9 protein-coding genes are annotated in these 17528 nt (G+C 54.5%); 4 read left to right on the top strand and 5 right to left on the bottom strand.

What is annotated here, in order from left to right; genetic code table 11:
* Positions 1-27: 27 nt before the first annotated feature.
* From ACZA91_RS13470 to ACZA91_RS13480, 3 genes are all read left to right on the top strand, one after another.
* Complete coding sequence (locus ACZA91_RS13470) at positions 28-3831, top strand: GAF domain-containing protein (RefSeq protein WP_463182707.1); 3804 nt, start codon at positions 28-30, stop codon at positions 3829-3831.
* A gap of 6 nt (positions 3832-3837) precedes the next feature.
* On the top strand, positions 3838-5079 hold the full coding sequence (locus tag ACZA91_RS13475; protein WP_242030777.1) for a hybrid sensor histidine kinase/response regulator: 1242 nt from the start codon (positions 3838-3840) through the stop codon (positions 5077-5079).
* A gap of 135 nt (positions 5080-5214) precedes the next feature.
* On the top strand, positions 5215-7989 hold the full coding sequence (locus ACZA91_RS13480) for an EAL domain-containing protein (protein WP_463182711.1): 2775 nt from the start codon (positions 5215-5217) through the stop codon (positions 7987-7989).
* Between the two features lie 34 nt (positions 7990-8023).
* Here ACZA91_RS13480 and ACZA91_RS13485 read toward each other — a convergent pair whose 3' ends face one another.
* Positions 8024-8179: a hypothetical protein gene (locus tag ACZA91_RS13485; RefSeq protein WP_158234357.1), complete on the bottom strand. Its 156-nt coding sequence runs from the start codon at positions 8177-8179 to the stop codon at positions 8024-8026.
* 13 nt (positions 8180-8192) lie between these two features.
* Between ACZA91_RS13485 and ACZA91_RS13490 the strand changes: the two genes are divergently transcribed.
* On the top strand, positions 8193-8600 hold the full coding sequence (locus ACZA91_RS13490; RefSeq protein ID WP_099532308.1) for a DUF3110 domain-containing protein: 408 nt from the start codon (positions 8193-8195) through the stop codon (positions 8598-8600).
* A 49-nt stretch (positions 8601-8649) separates the two neighbouring features.
* Here ACZA91_RS13490 and cobT read toward each other — a convergent pair whose 3' ends face one another.
* The 4 genes from cobT to ACZA91_RS13510 all read right to left on the bottom strand — a co-directional run bounded on the left by cobT (position 8650) and on the right by ACZA91_RS13510 (position 17282).
* Positions 8650-9825, bottom strand: a complete 1176-nt coding sequence (gene cobT, locus ACZA91_RS13495; RefSeq protein WP_463186443.1) for a nicotinate mononucleotide-dependent phosphoribosyltransferase CobT — start codon at positions 9823-9825, stop codon at positions 8650-8652.
* 98 nt (positions 9826-9923) lie between these two features.
* Positions 9924-10622, bottom strand: coding sequence for a DUF2232 domain-containing protein (locus ACZA91_RS13500; RefSeq protein WP_190527139.1), 699 nt, complete (start codon positions 10620-10622; stop codon positions 9924-9926).
* Between the two features lie 43 nt (positions 10623-10665).
* Complete coding sequence (locus ACZA91_RS13505) at positions 10666-12018, bottom strand: hypothetical protein (RefSeq protein ID WP_463182718.1); 1353 nt, start codon at positions 12016-12018, stop codon at positions 10666-10668.
* Positions 12015-17282: a midas domain-containing protein gene (locus tag ACZA91_RS13510; RefSeq protein ID WP_463182721.1), complete on the bottom strand. Its 5268-nt coding sequence runs from the start codon at positions 17280-17282 to the stop codon at positions 12015-12017. Before ACZA91_RS13510 ends, ACZA91_RS13505 begins: the two co-directional genes overlap by 4 nt.
* Positions 17283-17528: the final 246 nt, after the last annotated feature.

A 17528-nucleotide genomic window follows, 5' to 3' on the forward strand; every position in this document is an offset into this window, starting at 1 on the left:
GGCCCCTTGCTCAAGGGGTCTGCCGCAGTGACAGCGAGCGATCAAATTCAAGCCATTGCTGAGCCGAATTTGTCCTTGGGCGATCGCGAGTCTAGTGGCTTGGGGGGCGATCGGTTGGAGGCTAGTCATTCGCCGTTAAATTCTGAGTTGAATTCCGAGTTGACTTCTGAGGCGGCCGTGGTTGATTTGCCGGTTGCGGAGGTTCACTGTGTGGTGGTGGTCGATCGGGGTCAGCTCTGTGGAATTTTGAGCGATCGAACGGTGGTTCGGCTGCTGGCCAAAGGGGTGAATCTTCATCAGGTCAAAGTGGGCGAAGTGATGTCGCCTATTCCTTGCATTTTAAGACAATCAGAATTTAAAAATGCGCTGGTTGCTATTAATTTAATGGATCAGTTTGGTCTGGAATATCTGCCTTTAGTGGATGATCAAGGGCAGCTCATTGGGTTATTAAATGATGAAGGATTGCGGCGAATTACCAACCCTGTGGACTGGTTGCGATCGCGCTCTGTTGCGGATGCTTTGGTGACTGAAGTAGCCTGCGAAACCACTAGGGCCAGCGTCGCTCAGATCACTCGTTTGATGGCGGAACAGGATACGAATTGTGTGGTGCTGATGCAGCTCCAGGAGCCGGATACCTTGGCGGCTGACTATCCACCGATTCCCAAACCAGTGGGGATGATTACTGAGTCGGATTTGGTTCAGTTTCAGACCCTTGGTTTGTCGGTGGAGCGCGTGATTGCTGAGGATGTCATGCAGGCGATCGAAAAGCCAGTTCGGCTTCAGGATTCGCTGTTGCTGACACAACAATTCATGACCCGCCAGGATATTCAACAGGTGGTGGTGGTGCGTGATGATGGATCGCTGTTGGGTTTGGTGACTCAACGAAGCATTTTGAAACTGCTGAATTCCTCAGAGCTATACCAATGGGGTATTAGCCTAGAGCATAAGATTTCTCAATTGGAAGCAGAAAAATTGGCGCTTTTGGAGCAGCGAACTTCTGAGTTGGAGCAACAAATTATTGATCGCACAGCTTCTTTGCAACGACAGGCGGAGCGCGATCGATTAATTGCCAATGTAGCTTCCCAGATTCGATCGTCTTTAAATTTATCGGAAATTCTAAATTCTACAGTTCAAGAACTGCGAAACCTGGTTCAGTCCGATCGCGCCGAAATTTGGCAATTCCAAGCCGATCAAACGATGGTGATTGCGGCGGTGGCTTTGCTAGATCCCAGTTTGGCTGTGCCCACAAACTCTGTGAAAGATTGCTGCTTCATGGAAGGACTCAGCCCCCTGACTAAGCAAGGCCATGTGCGCGTTGTGAATGATATCTATGCCGCACAAATGACCCCTTGTCATCGTCAATTGCTTGAGCGGTTGCAAGTGCGCGCCAAGATTTTGATTCCCCTGTTTCAGCAAGAAAATTTTTGGGGACTGCTGGCCGTTGTGGAAAGTAATCATCCGCGCTATTGGCGATCGGAAGATATTCAACTGGTGCAGCATTTAGCCATGCATTTGGAGATTGCCATTCAGCAAGCAACGGCCTATGAACAACTGCAAACGGAGCTCCATGAACGACGACAAACCGAAGAAAAATTACGAGCGAGTGAGCGTCGCTATGTCAGCTTAGCCAAAGCGATTCCCGTAGGAATTATTCGAACTAATCTAAAGGGTAAAAGCCTTTATATTAACCAACGATTCTGCGATATTTTGGGACTGGCGGCAAGGGTTATTCATCAAATTGGCTGGGAACGCTCAATTCATCCGGACGATCGCGCCTGGGTGATTGAAGAAATGCGTCATTACCGCAAACAAAAACAGCCCTTTTCGCTGGAATACCGAATTCAGCGTTATCAGGCTGGTGTTTGTTGGGTGTTGGCCCAATCCGTGCCCGAATATTCCGACCATGAAGAAGTGGTGGGCTACATCACCACGATCACGGACATTACCAATCAGAAAAAATCGGAAGCAGCACTGCAACAACTCAACCAAGATTTGGAAGCGAAAGTGCTGGAGCGAACAACGGCGCTCAAAAGCAGTGAGGAGCAGTTTCGGCGGCTATTTGAAAAGGAAAAAGTGCTCAGTTCCGTGATCCGGCGAATTCGCCAATCCTTGGAATTGGAATCTGTTTTGTTCAATACGGCGGAAGAGGCTCGACAAATTCTATTTGCCGATCGAGTCGTGATTTACAAAGTCTATGAACAAAGTAGCGGCAAAATTGTGGCTGAATCTCGGATTGACCATTGCCCTAGCCTCTTGGGCATGGAATTTAGTGCAGAGGTTTTCCCGGATAGCTGCCATCAGAAATATATGAATGGTTATGTTTGCACCATTACCGATCGGGATCATGAGCATTTGGCTAACTGCCTGTCTAGTTTCATGCAAACCCTGCAAATTCGAGCTAAGCTTGCCGTGCCAATTATTGAGCAAAAATCTAATCAACTGTGGGGGCTGTTAATTGCCCATCAGTGCAGTTCCCAACGGTATTGGTGTACTGGGGAAGTGGAATTTATGCAACGGCTGGCTGAACAATGCTCGATCGCTATTCAGCAATCGGAACTCTATGCCCAACTGCAAGAAAGCAACTTACAACTGGCCAGGGCTACGAAGCTCAAGGATGAATTTTTAGCCAATATGAGCCATGAATTGCGTACCCCTTTGAATGCAATTTTGGGCATGGCTGAAGTTATTCAAGATGGAATTTATGGAGAAATTAATAACCGCCAAGGGCAAGCTCTGAAAACAATCGAGCGCAGTGGTACGCATTTGCTGGAGCTAATTAACGACATTCTAGATTTGGCCAAAATTGAATCAGGTCAAATTCTTCTGAATCGAGCACCTACGCAAATCAATCAACTCTGTCAAGCAACCATTACCTTTGTTAAGCAACAAGCGCTGAAAAAACAAATTAAGCTGGGGGTGACTATTCAGCCCAACCTCCCGGATATTTTTGTGGATGAGCGCCGAGTGCGTCAAGTGTTAATTAATTTGTTGAGCAATGCCATTAAGTTCACTGCCGATGGAGGGCAAGTGACCTTAACGGTTTCGCAGATTTTTGAACGACCCACTAACACCTTAAAGTACTTTACGAATTCTGATTCTCAGTCTACGGAAATTCAAGATGCGCATGCTCAAAACACCAAGCGCTCCCCATCGCTCATTTCCTTCAAGGTGACGGATACAGGGATTGGAATTTCTGCTGTTGATCTTGAAAAACTCTTTAAACCTTTTATCCAGATTGATAGCTCGCTCAGTCGTCAATATGCTGGAACGGGGCTGGGATTATCGCTGGTCAAGCGCATGGTGGAAATGCATCAAGGGCTGGTGTCTGTGACCAGTGAAGTTGGGGTTGGGAGTTGCTTTGAAGTTTGTTTTCCGGTGATGGAATTGGCAAACGCGCTAGTCACTGTTCCTGTGCCCCAACTGGAGACCTCCCCAACCGCAATTGCGATGGATCAACCCCGCCCACCCATGATCTTGCTGGTGGAGGATAATGAAGCCAATGTTAATACTATTTCCAGTTACTTAAAGGCTAAGAACTACCAAATTCTGCTAGCAAAGGATGGTGTGCAAGCGATCGAGATGGCAAAACTGCATCACCCCGATCTCATCCTCATGGATATTCAAATGCCCAATCTGGATGGCTTAACGGCAATGCAGCAAATTAGACAAACCCCAGAGCTGGCGAGTACAATGATAATTGCTCTCACAGCGTTGGCGATGCCAGGCGATCGAGAACGCTGTCTCAGTGCGGGTGCAAATGACTACTTCACAAAGCCAATCAAGCTCAAGCAATTAGCAGTCAAGATCCAAGAGCTATTAGCTGCTAAATAGCGAGGCATGACGCTGAAATCTCTTGGAACAGCACAGAATAGCAGGAGACAAATGATGACCATTCCTTCCATCTTAGTTGTTGATGATGAGCCGGATAACTTTGATGTTATTGAAGCTTTTTTGAGCGATCGGGATTATCAACTCCACTATGCCTGGAATGGTCTAGAGGCGCTGAAATCTCTACATGTTTTCCAACCTGATGTGATTTTGTTGGATGTGATGATGCCCGAGCTAGATGGGATCACCACCTGCCAAAAAATTAAGGCGATGCCCGAATGGAAATCAGTGCCAATTATCATGGTCACTGCTCTCAGCGACAAAGAAGATCTGGCCCGTTGCATCCAAGCAGGAGCCGATGACTTTATCAGCAAGCCGGTTAACAGCACAGAACTGAGGGCACGAGTGCAATCGATGCTGCGCATTCGGCAGCAGTATCAAAGCATCCAAGAACTATCCCAATTACAAGAAAGAACGATCGATATTCTTCAGGGTAGTCTTGATGAGTTGCGAGGCAGTTTATCGATGAGTTTGCCTCACGAATTAAATACTCCTTTAAATGGAATTTTTGGTGTTCTGGGCATCCTCATTGAGGAACATGAGGACATGGATCATGAGGAAATCGCAGAGCTATTGCAACTGGCTAAAACCTCAACCATGCGCCTAGAGCGGGTTAGTCGCCGCTACCTTAACTATATTCAACTCGTCCGTGACAGTAGTCTGAAATTGGTCAGTAATTCAAGCATGGCGGCCAATGTCGCATCGACAACTTCCGAGATTGCGCTGGAAACCATTGACAGTGCGGAATGGATTGCCAACGCTTCAGCATCTCAGACTAACTCGGTCAAGCGATCGGCTGATTTGGTTTTGGATTTGGCTACTGCGCAACTGTCTATGTCGATCAAGCATTTACAAACCATTGTTGAAGAATTGCTGGACAACGCTATCAAGTTTTCCCAGGCAGGTACGCCGATTACGATTAAAACGGAGTCGATGGATTCTTGGTTGTACTTGTCCATTACGAATCAAGGGCGCGGCATGACCGAGCTGCAAATTGCCCAAATTGGAGCATTTATTCAATTTGAGCGCCGCAGTTATGAACAACAGGGACTTGGGCTGGGGTTGGCGATCGTTCAAAAATTGATCGATCGTTATGGTGGCTCGCTCCTGATCCAAAGTGTTGTGGATCAAGAAACCACGGTGACGGCAAAATTACCCCTCGCAGTTCAACCGCAAATGGCCATGGTTTAGGGTTGGTGCTTGTTCATGACTGGACAGTTAACTTTCCATGGCAGGCACGAGATCACAGGGACAATATGGGAAACAGGTTAAGATAGGGGAAATCTCTGCTTCCGTTGTCTTTCCCTCATTTATGATTACGCAGTCATGGCTTACAGTTCAGTTCTGGTAGTTGACGATGAGCCGGATAATTTCGATGTCATTGAATCGTTACTGAGCGATCGCCCTTACCAGTTACACTACGTTTCCAACGGCATTGATGCCCTTGAGTCCCTAGACCTCTTCCAACCGGATGTGATCCTGTTGGATGTGATGATGCCCGGGCTGGATGGGATTGAGGTTTGCGCTCGCATCAAAGCCATGCCCGATTGGCACACGGTTCCGATCGTCATTGTTACGGCGCTAACGGAAAAAAAAGACCTGGCCCGCTGTATGGCGGCTGGGGCCGATGACTTCATTACTAAGCCCATTAATGGCATTGAACTGCGAGCGCGCGTGCAGTCAATGTTGCGAATTAAACAAACCTATATTGATCTTGAACAGCAAGTCCAAACCCGCACCGCAGCGCTCCAAGCAAAGGCCGAGCGCGATCGGGTTTTATCAATTATTGCTACTCAGATTTGCGCGTCCTTTGATTTCAACGAAATTGTTGAAACCACGGTTCAAGAAGTGCAACAGCTCTTCCAGTGCCGTGCGGTTGCAATTTGGCAATTACAATCCTCTATTGCGGATCACAATAGCCAAGTAGCCACGGTGGTGGCCGCGGCCCAGGATCCGACCATGGCTCCGCTCTTGAAAGATCGTGACCAAATTCATCTGAGCCGCGTCAGACTGCAAGCCTATCAGCTTGAAAAAGGCAATGATGCCACGGTGCATTTTCAGGATTTGATGACCGATTGTCCTGAAAAATTTCCACGAACAGCTCACTGTCAACAGCTTGCCGTGCCCATCTTGCAAAATGAAAAGCTCTGGGGATTTTTAAGCGTCATTAACTGTCAAAGTTCAGAGCATTGGCCCACGGAAGAACAGGAATTCTTAAAACAGCTTTCAACACAATTGGCGATCGCCCTTCAACAGGCCCAGGCCTATCACCAATTGCAAACGGAGCTAAACGAACGACGACAAACGGAAGTGCGGCTGCGGGAGAGCGAACAGCGCTACATCAACCTGGCCAATGCAGTGCCCGTTGGAATTTTCCGCACGGATGCCAACCATCAATGTCTTTACGTGAATCAACGATGGTCGCAGATTACGGGTTACTCCACCCGCGCGGCCATGGGGATGGGTTGGCTAGATTATATTCACCCGGATGATCAGGTGAAATTCCAAGATGAATGGCAGCGATTTGTGAACGAACAGCGGCCTTTTCAGTTGGAATATCGCTTGCGCAGTGATTGTCACGAAGATCCTTGGGTTTTTGGGCAAGTGGTGGCGGAATACGATGCCCAAGATCAGGTGGTGGGCTATGTGGGCACGGTGACGGATATCAGCGCCCTGAAGCGAGCCGAAGCTCAAATTCTGCACAATGCCCTACATGATTTGTTGACGAATTTGCCGAATCGATCGCTCTTAACGGAACGCTTGGAGTTAGCTATTAACCGTTCAAAGCGGGTCAGCAGTTATCGCTATGCGGTGCTGTTTTTAGATCTAGATCAATTCAAGGTGATTAACGATAGTTTGGGGCACTTAATTGGCGATCGCCTGCTAGTGCAAATGGCCCAAAATCTCAAAAGCTATTTGCGCTTCAGCGACTTTCTCGCCCGAGTGGGGGGAGATGAGTTTGTCATTCTCTTAGAAGATTTGGAAAGCTTGGATGCGGCGGTGCGCATGGCGGAGGGCATTCTCAGCAGCTTTGAAAAGCCGATCGCCATTGATGATTATGAAATTGTGATTACTGCCAGCATTGGCATTGTGCTGGGCAGCGCCGACTACGATCACCCATCGGATCTGTTGCGGGATGCGGATATTGCGATGTACCGCGCCAAGTCGTCGGGGCGCAGCACCTACAAGATTTTTGGAGCAGAAATGCATCACCAGGCGATCAATCGCCTGACCTTGGAAACCGATTTGCGCAAGGCCCTGACCCAAGAAGAATTTCGGGTTTACTATCAACCGGTGATTAATTTGGCCAAAGGCCGATTGGTGGGCTTTGAGGCTTTGGCTCGTTGGCATCATGCAACGCGGGGCTGGATTTCTCCGGCAGAATTCATTCCCGTGGCGGAAGAAACGGGCGTGATTCAACAGCTCAGTCGGTGGATTTTGCGCCAGGCTTGCCAACAGTTGTTGCACTGGCAGCGATCTTTCCCGGAGTTTGCACCCCTGAAGATGAGTGTGAATCTTTCGGCGCAGGAGTTGCGAAAACCAACGATGGTTTCAGAAATCTTGCAAACGTTGGATGAGGTGGGTTTGGAGCCTCATTATCTGACGCTGGAAATTACGGAGAGTATGTTAATTGAAGATATTAATCAGACGATCGAGCTGTTGACGGAGTTAAAACGTCACCACATTCAAATCAGCATTGATGATTTCGGGACGGGGTACTCATCCTTAAGCTACTTGCACCGCTTGCCCGCTGACTATTTAAAAATCGACCGATCGTTTGTGGGGCAAATGGAAAAGGGAAACCGCAATTTCCAGGTGGTCAGCACGATCGTGGCCCTCAGTAATCAGTTGGGTTTGGATGTGGTTGCGGAGGGGGTGGAAACCCAACAGCAATTGCGGTGGCTGGAACAATTGGGCTGTGAATTTGGCCAGGGCTATTGGTTTGCCAAGCCACTGCCGCCGCAGGAAATTGAGAACCAGTTCTTCACCGAAGGTTTAAGTCCTGGATTGATCGAAGAGGAGCGGCGAAGCGTAATCAATCAAAGCTTGGTGAGCCATGACCAGCCCCGATCGGGGCCCTGTCCCAGTTCGTCGGTTTAAGGGATCGGGCGCAGGAATGGGGAATCAACGGCAGTCAGAAGCTGGGTGAAATAGCGGTTGGCAAATTTGGCAAATGCCGCTGTTCGCAAATTCCACCGCCAGACCCCTTAAGATGATAGGCGCTAACCGCCCGATCGCCCGTTGGCTGGCTGCGACCCTTGCGGGCGATCGGGTTGTGTCCTTGGTCCATTTCACGATTCACTATGCGCGTCTTCGTTCTGCTCTTCAACGCCCGCACCGAAAATGAAGGAATCTACAGCATTTGGCTGCGAGATGGGGAAGGTGTGGAACGTAACTGCGTCCTGATGTTTGAAGATGAGGACGATGCCACTCGCTATGCGGGCTTGCTGGAGGCCCAGGATTTTCCCCTGGCCACCGTGGAGCCGATCGAGGATGACGAAGTGCGGGAATTTTGCAAAGAAGCGGGCTACGAGTGCCAATTGGTGGCCCAAGGGGAATTGGCGATCCCGATGGAAACCAATCGATCGACCGATGAAATGAGCTGGCAGGTGGAGGGGGAAGCGCCTCCCACGGCTAATGAAGAGGATGCCGGATCCATGAGTGCCGCCGAGCTGGAGCGAATCCGACGGCGATTGGAGGGATTGCTCTAGAAATTCCTGCCCTCGATGTCCAATCAGGTGACATTCACTGTGACATTCACTAGGGATTATGCAGCACCGTTGACCAGCGACTGAGCAACCCTTCAATTGCCTGGAGACAGCGCTCACTGTCCCAACCGGCGGCACAACTGGCCGCGATGGCCGCCCCGCCGGCCCCAACTCCTTCCTTCACAAATCCGGCTTCATAAGCTCGTAATTGTGTCCAAGTGGACTGGGCAAAATTCAACAAGGTTGTGAGCAGGATCGGTTCCTCCTCCGGTGGGGCGATCGCCTTGGCCAGGCCAAGGGTGTCGCCGCTGGCATCGTAGGCCACCCAACGGGTCGTGCCAACAGCGATCGCCTCCGGTTTCCAGGGCAACTGTCGGCGTTGGGCGATCGCCCGGGCCAGGGCATAGACCGCCAACATTTGTGTTCCTCCCGCCAACAGCACACCGCTGGTTTGGCTGGCCGCGAGGGCCATGCCCGCCGCCACCGGTTGCATGGGGTCGCCCACCGCCGCCACCACGGCCAGCGGATCTTGGTCGAGGGATCCTTGCACGCATTGGCGATCGGGATGCCACTCGCCCAGACCCGATCGCCGCAAGCCCGTAAGAGCCAAGTCCAATTTCTGGGCATGGTTACAGAAAATATGGCTGCTGTTGACCCGGTTGGTGGCATCAATCCCCAGTCCCAACAAGACCGCCAGGGCTGTGCTAGTGCCGCCCACAACGCATTCAGAAATCAGCAAATAATCCGGCGGCAGGGGGTTGCCCTCGGTGGCGAGCTGTTGTCCCAAACGATAGCCCGCTGCAAAGAGCTGCTCCACCACGGCTCGATCGAGCGCATAGCCCGTGCTTAAACAGCGAGCCGGCAGTCCGCCCATGCGGATGTGGGAAATGGAGGGCAAATCCTGTAGCCCCGCATTAATCACACGCAATCGCCAATGGAGAGATTCCAAAATCGCCCGAGAAATCAAAACCGGTGAGGCTCCCCCAGCCAAGGGAGGGAGCGGATAGGCCGGATTGCCCCTGGGCCCATTCACCAAAAATTCCGCATCGGCCAGGGCCGTGTAGCGGCGATCGGCCGGAGTGGCCCCGGCCGCAGAAATGCCCGGAATCAGCCCCGTTTCCGTGAACCCCAACACACAGCTAAACAGCGGTTGTTGGCCCCGTCGTGATTGCACCCAAGCCCGTGCTCGATCGCCCCCCGCCAAAATGTGCAACGACGGGGGCAGCATCGAGTCGCAGTTATCCGCTGGCAATTGATCGATCGACAATGGCTGAATATCCTGTGGCTGCATCATTGCCATAGCGCAGATCGCCTGATCAAGCGTTCCTAGTCTATCTCGAGTAAGGTTTGAACCCAGCGCGGCGGCGGCGGCAACCGCAGGCCCAACCGCTCAAAGACGGCCCAGGAGACCAAATGCACCGCGAACACATACACGGCCGCATTGACCAGGATCATCAAAACCGTTGCCCCTTGAACCGCTCCCAGTTCCGGCCGCCAAAGCAGGCCCAACCGGGTGGCTCCCCACTCCAGCAAACCGGTGACCTGGACGGTGACGTAAGTCCAGAGATCATCCCCAAGCAGGGTGGAAACCAACGCAATTCGGAAAAACAGCCCCGTGGCACTCAGGAGCGTTCCCAGGGCAATGGAACGTCCCCAACCTACGCCACGTCGCCATAGACAGCCTAGCAAGACCCCCAGAAGTCCATAGGGCATCACGTATTGGATGCTGCGAGGCGGGCCCATCAGCACCGATAGCAAGAGTCCGGACACAATGGCCGCCATCCAAGCCGATCGGGATCCCCATCGGAGATAAACCAAGGCGATCGGGAGGGAAAAAAAGACCCGGAGCGCCGGCCCAAGGGGGAAATAAAAATTGACTAACCAGATGAGGCTGGCGGCACTGGCTAAGAAGGCCGTTTCCACCAGGGCTAATGGGGCGATCGTGTCTGTGCGGGGAGGCTGAAGCGGGCGATTCTCTGGCTCGGGGGGTAAATCGGCGGGCGATCGGGGAGGGGAAACAGTCATGGGCTGAATCGATTGATGAAGATTGGTGTGTGATCAAGTGGCCCTAGATCGCCCCGATCGGTTCCAAAGCCGCCGTGCTCGATCGCCCCCACACCAGGCCTAAATAGCGTCGCCAACGGGTTCCGGCCGAAGCATCGAGAGCATACCACCCGCTAGCCAAGCATTGAAATGGTGATTGGGCCGCCAGCGCTTGATAGTCCGGATCCGCGAGAGAGTTGGGGGCCCAGCATGGATGGGGCAACAGACCGGGCGGAATTTCCCCCGCCAACAGTTGTTGAATCGATCGACGGCAGGTGCGGCCGTGAATGCCATCTTGCGCCAAGGCTTCCAAGAGCCGATCGAGCGGTTGAGGTTCCGGGGTCAAATGGCGCAACAGGGCCGCAAACAGGAAGTAGTCATCATAGGGCTTGGCCTCATCCCAGGGCGGACAGTCCACCATCCGACTCAACCCCATGGCCAATCGTCCGAGCGGTTGGGAGGAGGGTTCCCAATGGAGGGTGGCGCTGGGGCATTTTTGACGCAGGTAATCCTGAAGGGCCCCGGTGGGGTCACTCGATCGGGGAGCTTGGGCGATCGCGCCACGCAACAAAATCCGTTCTACCTTTTGGGGAGCAATGCCCGATTGGGCCACCAAATGATTGAGGGCTGAATTTAGGGTCTCAATCCATTGGGGCCAACCATGCCATGGGCCAGTTAAGCCGTGGGTTTGGCCCAGTTGTCGGCCAAAGTCCCGATCGAGCAAGGTGATTTGGGTTAGGTGAGCTTGGGTTAAGGGGGCTGGGGTGGGCGATGGGGGAAGGGGCAGAGGGCCTGGCAACGCCAGATCAATCACCCAACAGCAGCCCCAACCTTGCAGCCCATCCCAACCCAGGGCCGCCCCCAATCCTTCGGCCACCGTCATCACCCGTTGACCATGGGTGACCAAGCCAGCCTTCAGCACCAGTTCTCGGCTGTTGAACCGGAAGGCTTCTCCGGAGGGGACGGGATAGCCCACTACCACATCCTCAACCGATCGCAGCACCTGGCTCGGCACAGGCTTTCCGGTGGCGGTGACCCAAGCGATCTCCGGATCCCGCAACCGTGCCAGGGACTCGGCTAGTGTCTCCAGCAATTGTGGCAAGGGTCGCAATTCACCGGCCCAGGTGACCAGGGGATGCGCTTGGCCCGTTTGGGGATTGCGGTAGGGCAAACCTGCATCCAACAGCAACCGAGATCCGCCAGATTCCGGTGACTGCCCATCCAACGAATTCCAGGGTTGAACGAAGGTTGCGCCACTGGCTTGGACTTGACCGAGCAGCCCAACCCGATCGGACTGGCGATCGCGCAGGGCCACTGCCCAGAGGCCGTCTCCTAAGCTGAGGCCCAAACACCAGCGCCCATCGGTCGATCGGCTCATTCCTTCTTGGTTTCGTCCAGGTCAGTATCCGCCAGCAGGGATTCCGCCAGCAGCGCATCCAGCTCTGGATCCAGTTCGCCCAAGGGGGAAACCGATGATTCACCAAATTCCGTCAAGGCCGCATCCAGCGCCGTTGGGTCAAAATCAGTCCCACCGGTCAGATCCAGGGCGATCGGATCCAAAGAGCCATCCGTTGGCGCATTGGGCAGCTCAAAGGCCGCCATTCCCATGTCAAGGGCTTGATCCAGGCTGCTGATTTCCAAGGGATTCGCCGTCACATCATCCAGCGACAGCAGCGGCTCACCCATGGCCTCATCGAAGGAAGGTAGATCCAAATCCAGCGGATCCAAACCGGCCAGCGGCTCCGCGTTGGCTGTGGCCCCGTCGCCAAAGTCGAGATCCTCAGCTTCAGCATTGAAATCTAGAAGGGAAGGGTCGATCGCCCCATCATCCGTGGCCTCCCCCATCTCCAACAGCAGGTTATCCATCTCCAGCGGTGCAGTGTCAGCTTCCGGGACGATCGGGGGCGTGGAATCTGCGGCCCAATCAAAATCATCTGCGCTGGCTTCTGCGGCCAGGTTGAGATCCGCGCCGAGATCCAGATCGGTAGCGAAGTCCGATTCATCCTCAGCGGCAAGTTCCGGCAGTTCCAAGCCTGAGTCATTGGCAAACTCCAGCAGCGGATCGTCATTGGCTTCACCAACCGCCGCCAACAAATCAGGATCCGCAGCGGTTTCCAGATTGGTCTCCAAGTCCGCCAAAGGGTTGAACTCAGTGGATCCCAAATCGGCCCCTAGACCCGGGTTGAAGTCAGCGCTGAAGTTTGGCTCTAAGCCCAAATCATCCCCCACCTCATCGCTCAGTCCCTCGATGCCGAATGCCGTCCCGGGATCGTCGCCCAAATCCTCGATCGGGGAATCCAGGTCATCGCCCAAGTCTAGGGACTCCAGGGATGTCGGTTGATCTTCGGCTTCAGCGGCCGTTGACGGTTGATCGCTGAACTCCACGAAATAGGCGGCAAGATCACTGGACTCCTCTGGTTCATCGGCATTGGAATCGCTGGCGTTGTCTAAGTCAGTCCATGCGTCAGTCATGAATTGACCTAACTCCACAGGAGCGCTGATGCTTGGATCGTTGGCGTTGCCTAGATCAGTCCATGCGTCAGTGGTCGCCGCCTCTGTGGCCAAGTCGTCTGTGGCCAAGGCCTCGGCGGTCAAATCCTGCTCAACAGCCGGTTCCGCCAAGGCCGCTTCCCAATCCACTTGCTCAGGGAGATTTAGGGCTGCGTCGGTTTCCAGTTCCGATAACTCCGCTGTGACCTTGGAATCTAGAGCATTGCCAAAGGCGCTGCTGATGTCACCGAAACTCAGGTCGTCGCGCAACCCTGCGATCGCCTCTAAACCGGCATCGAAGGGATCGCTCTGGGTTTGTTCATCGGCGGGCAAAGACAGATCCAAACCCAAGTCGCCCACAGCAGCCGACTCGGCTGGGAATGCCTCTGCAAATTCGTTCGGCAATGAGGCTTCCGACGAGTCCAGAGGATCGGAAGACCAGTCCAGATCTGGGGTTTCCAGGGCCTCAAGGGCTGTATCCCCGGAGCTGGCGATCGCAAAATCGGTTGCCTCTGAGGTCAAATCAATCGCGGAACCGATGGCCGCGTCAGTTGTGAAATCATTGGGTTCCTCGATCGCCTCATCCACCGGCAAATCCAAACCCGGCAGCAGATCATCGCCAAAGTCTGCGCCAAGATCAGACCCGGAACCGTCTTCCGGCAAGACCAAATCTTCCGGTAATGCCAAATCGCCTAAATCCGACCCTTCGAGGCCCGGCTCGATCGCCCCGTCGGATGCCAACTCGGGTTCCGGGGCTGGCTGGTTCGTTTCGCCGTCCCAGAAATCAAACGTTACTGCCTCTTCGGTTTCGCCGATCGGTTGTCCCTGGTCGGGGGGCAACAGGCTACCGATGGGGGCGGCCAAGAATTCCAGGTTCTCGAAACCTGGGGTGTTGAGTTCATCGGCCGGAGTGGATTGATCGAGATCCGCGCCCAAGTCTGTGCCCAAGGCCGCTTCCAGATCCGAACCTGGGTCGTCAGCCAGATCAGTGGCCAAGTCCAAATCCAAATCATTATTCAGATCATTCAGATCACCACCCAGATCACTCGCCCCATCGCCCTCCAGTTCGATCGCTCCCAGATCAGCGACTCCCAAGTCTGCCAAGTCGCCCGCGTCCGGGTCAGCCCCTAAGCCCAAGGGCAGCGATTCAACATTGCCGGATAGGTCGATCGCTCCGAGGTCGCTATCACTGGCCACATCTAGCGCGAGGTCAAGGCCAAGGTCATCATCCGCCGCGCCTCCCAGGAGATCTGCTGGGGCCGCCGATTCCGCCGCCAGCAGATCGGAAGGCTCATCTGACCAGGATCCTTCAAACCCGGGCGTTTCTTCTGCCACCAAGCTGGTGTCGGGTGTGCCGTCGAAGGCAGACATCAACTCTGGCTCTAGTTCGATCGCTGGGTCGATCGCTGGGTCAATGCCTGGGTCAAGATCCTGCGCGAACAGATCATCCTCGGGCTGATCGAGCAACGGTTCAGGCAGTTGATCAAAAGATTCCTCAAAAGATTCCTCAGGGGGTTGCTCAAGGGATTGGTCAAACTGATTGGGCGGATCAAAGGTGGCAATAGCTTCCGGCGTTGGCAATTCCAAATCACTGGGAGCGATCGAGCTTTCAATCGGCTGTTCCTCTTCCTCCACTTGCCAGAAGGAATCTTCGATGGACGGGGCGATCGACTCCAGATCATCACTGACCCCAGCATCACTGGGTTGCTGCCAAGCGGCCAGCTCCGCCCGCAAATCACCGCCCAAATCTTCCGACTCGGAAGCCAACTCAGCGGCCAGCGGCGGTAACTCCGGTTCCGAATCCAGCTCAAGACCAAGATCCAGCCCAGCACTGGGGTCAGGCTCGGAGGGGGCGGAATCTTCGGCATCGGGTTCCAGGGATGGAACTTCATTCCCCAAATCCCAAGCATCGGTCGGCTCAAGGGGCGAGCTACCCGCATCCGGGGCTTCCACCGCAATCTGATCCCACTGGCTCACGTCCTCGGCCAGGTCTGCATCACCCGTGAGTTCCGAGTCCAGCCAAGGCTCCGGCAAAACGCTATCGGCGGGGGCGACCGCTTCCAAATCCGGCTCCACCGACCAATTCTCAAGCCCTGCGAGGGGGCTAAATTCACTGGCGGCGGCCGCTTCGATCGCCTCCGGTGCAGCAGTTGGCTCCCCGATCGCCTCAAAATTCACCTCTGAAGAGAGGTCTGAAGGGAGGTCTAACCCCAGCGCCGGGCTTGGCTCATCCAGATCCAAACCGTCAGCCGTGGTGAACGAACCCCCACCGCCGCTAAAGCTGCTCAAATCTGCCGTGGCGGTGGATTCTGCTTGCCAAGGCAGATCCAAATTGGTGACCTCGCTGGTAGCATCCACCGCGTCGATGATGTCCGCCGGGGATTGGCCATCGGGCAAGGGGGGGCTGTCGCTGAGATCCGGCTCTGCGCCGTAATCCAGAGAGGGGGGCGGAGCGATCGCATCGAGGGCGATCGGCAGGTCTGCGGGCGGGAGGGCCGCTTCCGCTGAAGCGGCCACGCCCAGCAGGCCAACGCCGGCCACGGTGGCCCCTGTCACGGCGGCTAGAGGATCCCAATCGCCTGGGTCGGCATCATCTGAGGCTGAATCACCCGGGGCGGTGGTTTCCGGCTCCACGGGGTCATCAAACCGGAAGATGGCATCCACATCCGAAAAAATATCTTCCTCGGAGCCAATCCAGGTGGGATCGCTGGTGTCTAGATCGTCGCTGTCGGTTGGTGCGGGCGCTTCGGTGGCGATCGCCTCGTTCAGTTCGATTGCTGAATCTCCCGCCGCGATCGATTCTGTTGTCAAGGGCGGCAGATCCAGGGCATCAAAGTCAATGTCGCCAATGGTCTGATCATCAACGGCCTGATCGGCAATGGCTTGATCATCAATGGCCCCGAGATCGTCCGTGGCGGCGCTGTTGTCTTGATCGGGAGCCAGCAACGGATCCAGTTCAGCCCTGAAATCAGCTTCCGAATTGGGAAGATCCTCGATCGGGGCGATCGTGCTCAGATCTGCCGTGGGGTCATGGACTGTGGAATCGATCGCCAGGTCTAGATCCAAATCCAGCGCATCCGGTGCTTGACCAGCCTCGGCCGTTGTCAGCTCACTCCCCTGTTCAGCGGCCTCAGGTTCACCGAAACCCGAACTCCCCGCCCAATCCGATGCGTCATCGGTGGGTAAGTCATAGTTCAGATCCAAATCGAGGGGTGCTGCTTCCGTAGCGTCGGCGGGGTCTGCGGTGGCCGCAGCCGCGGCCGCGATCGCCCCACCTCCCAGGGCCGACAGGGCCAAACTGGTGGCGATCGCCGATGAACGTTCGTCGGCCGCGTTGGTCGCCTCGGAACGTCCCTCGATCGCGGCTTCATCGGCCGGCAAATCGCGGCCCAGGGCCGAAGCCAAGCGACTGAGCCAGTGATCAAGCACCGCTTCACTTTCTTCGCCCAGCACATGCATCCGCTCCAGGGCCGCATTCAGGGCCTCTTCGTAGCGCTGCGAATTGGATTGCAGGGTGCTGGTGATGGCGTTGAGGGTTGTTTGCAAATGCTCCAGAATGCTGCTGGCGGAGCTGTCCAGTTCCGTGAGGTCTTGGGAGCTAGGGGCCGCTTCCTTACGAGCCACGAGCTGCGAAACTTGGTCGGTGATGCTGGTTTGCAGGCGATCGCGCACTTGTTGCAAAAAGTCGCCGATGATCTGCTCTTGGTTCGCCTGCTGCTGGGCCAGGGATTGGTAATACTGGCGCTGATTTTCCAGTTGGGCAATTTCTTCGCTCAGAATTTGGCGCTGTTGACGCAGAGACTCCAAATCTGACTGGATTGGGGCGATCGCCCCTTGGCGCAGTTGGTCAATCTCCTGCTGCATCGATCGCAACAGTCCTTGGGCCAAGGCTTGCACGGTGGTGGTGGCCGGTGGTTCCGTTTGCAAGTCCGGCGCGAGCGCATCCCAAGACTGCTGAACCCACAGGGCCTCATCGATCGCTACCTCACCGGCATCCGTGGTCGGAGTCGCCAATTGGGTTAAACGACTTCGCACCTGCTCGATTAAGGCTCGGGGCGCTTGAACCTGCGTTGTATCGTTACCAGCCGCAGCAAGAGCCGCGTCTAGGTCGGCCAAAAGGCTTTTAATTTCCAAGTCTTGATCGAGCGTCACGACGACAAACCCTTACCCAAACGTTTTGGTTACAGCGCTGTTGACATCTTCTCCACCCCTGATGGGCGGCGATTCCCGAGCCTCGCGAGTCGGGTTCCTGCTTCTTTTCGTTACGGCTTCTCTAAATCATGGCTGCGACTCGCCAGCAAATGCGGCAATCAGGAGGCTTCCTGCTTTATTGCGGCGAAGTCAGCTTCATCCGCTCAATCACCGTTGATTAACCCTTACGTTCTAACAGCTACAACC

The sequence above is a fragment of the Limnothrix sp. CMB-01 genome, from assembly GCF_055193175.1.

Bases quoted from the DNA above. Each gene is read 5' to 3' on its own strand.
- ACZA91_RS13475 (WP_242030777.1), top strand. From the start codon at position 3,838: ATGACGCTGAAATCTCTTGGAACAGCACAGAATAGCAGGAGACAAATG.
- ACZA91_RS13480 (WP_463182711.1), top strand. From the start codon at position 5,215: ATGGCTTACAGTTCAGTTCTGGTAGTTGACGATGAGCCGGATAATTTC.
- ACZA91_RS13485 (WP_158234357.1), bottom strand. From the start codon at position 8,179: ATGGACCAAGGACACAACCCGATCGCCCGCAAGGGTCGCAGCCAGCCA.
- ACZA91_RS13490 (WP_099532308.1), top strand. From the start codon at position 8,193: ATGCGCGTCTTCGTTCTGCTCTTCAACGCCCGCACCGAAAATGAAGGA.
- cobT (WP_463186443.1), bottom strand. From the start codon at position 9,825: ATGCTGCCCCCGTCGTTGCACATTTTGGCGGGGGGCGATCGAGCACGG.
- ACZA91_RS13500 (WP_190527139.1), bottom strand. From the start codon at position 10,622: ATGACTGTTTCCCCTCCCCGATCGCCCGCCGATTTACCCCCCGAGCCA.
- ACZA91_RS13505 (WP_463182718.1), bottom strand. From the start codon at position 12,018: ATGAGCCGATCGACCGATGGGCGCTGGTGTTTGGGCCTCAGCTTAGGA.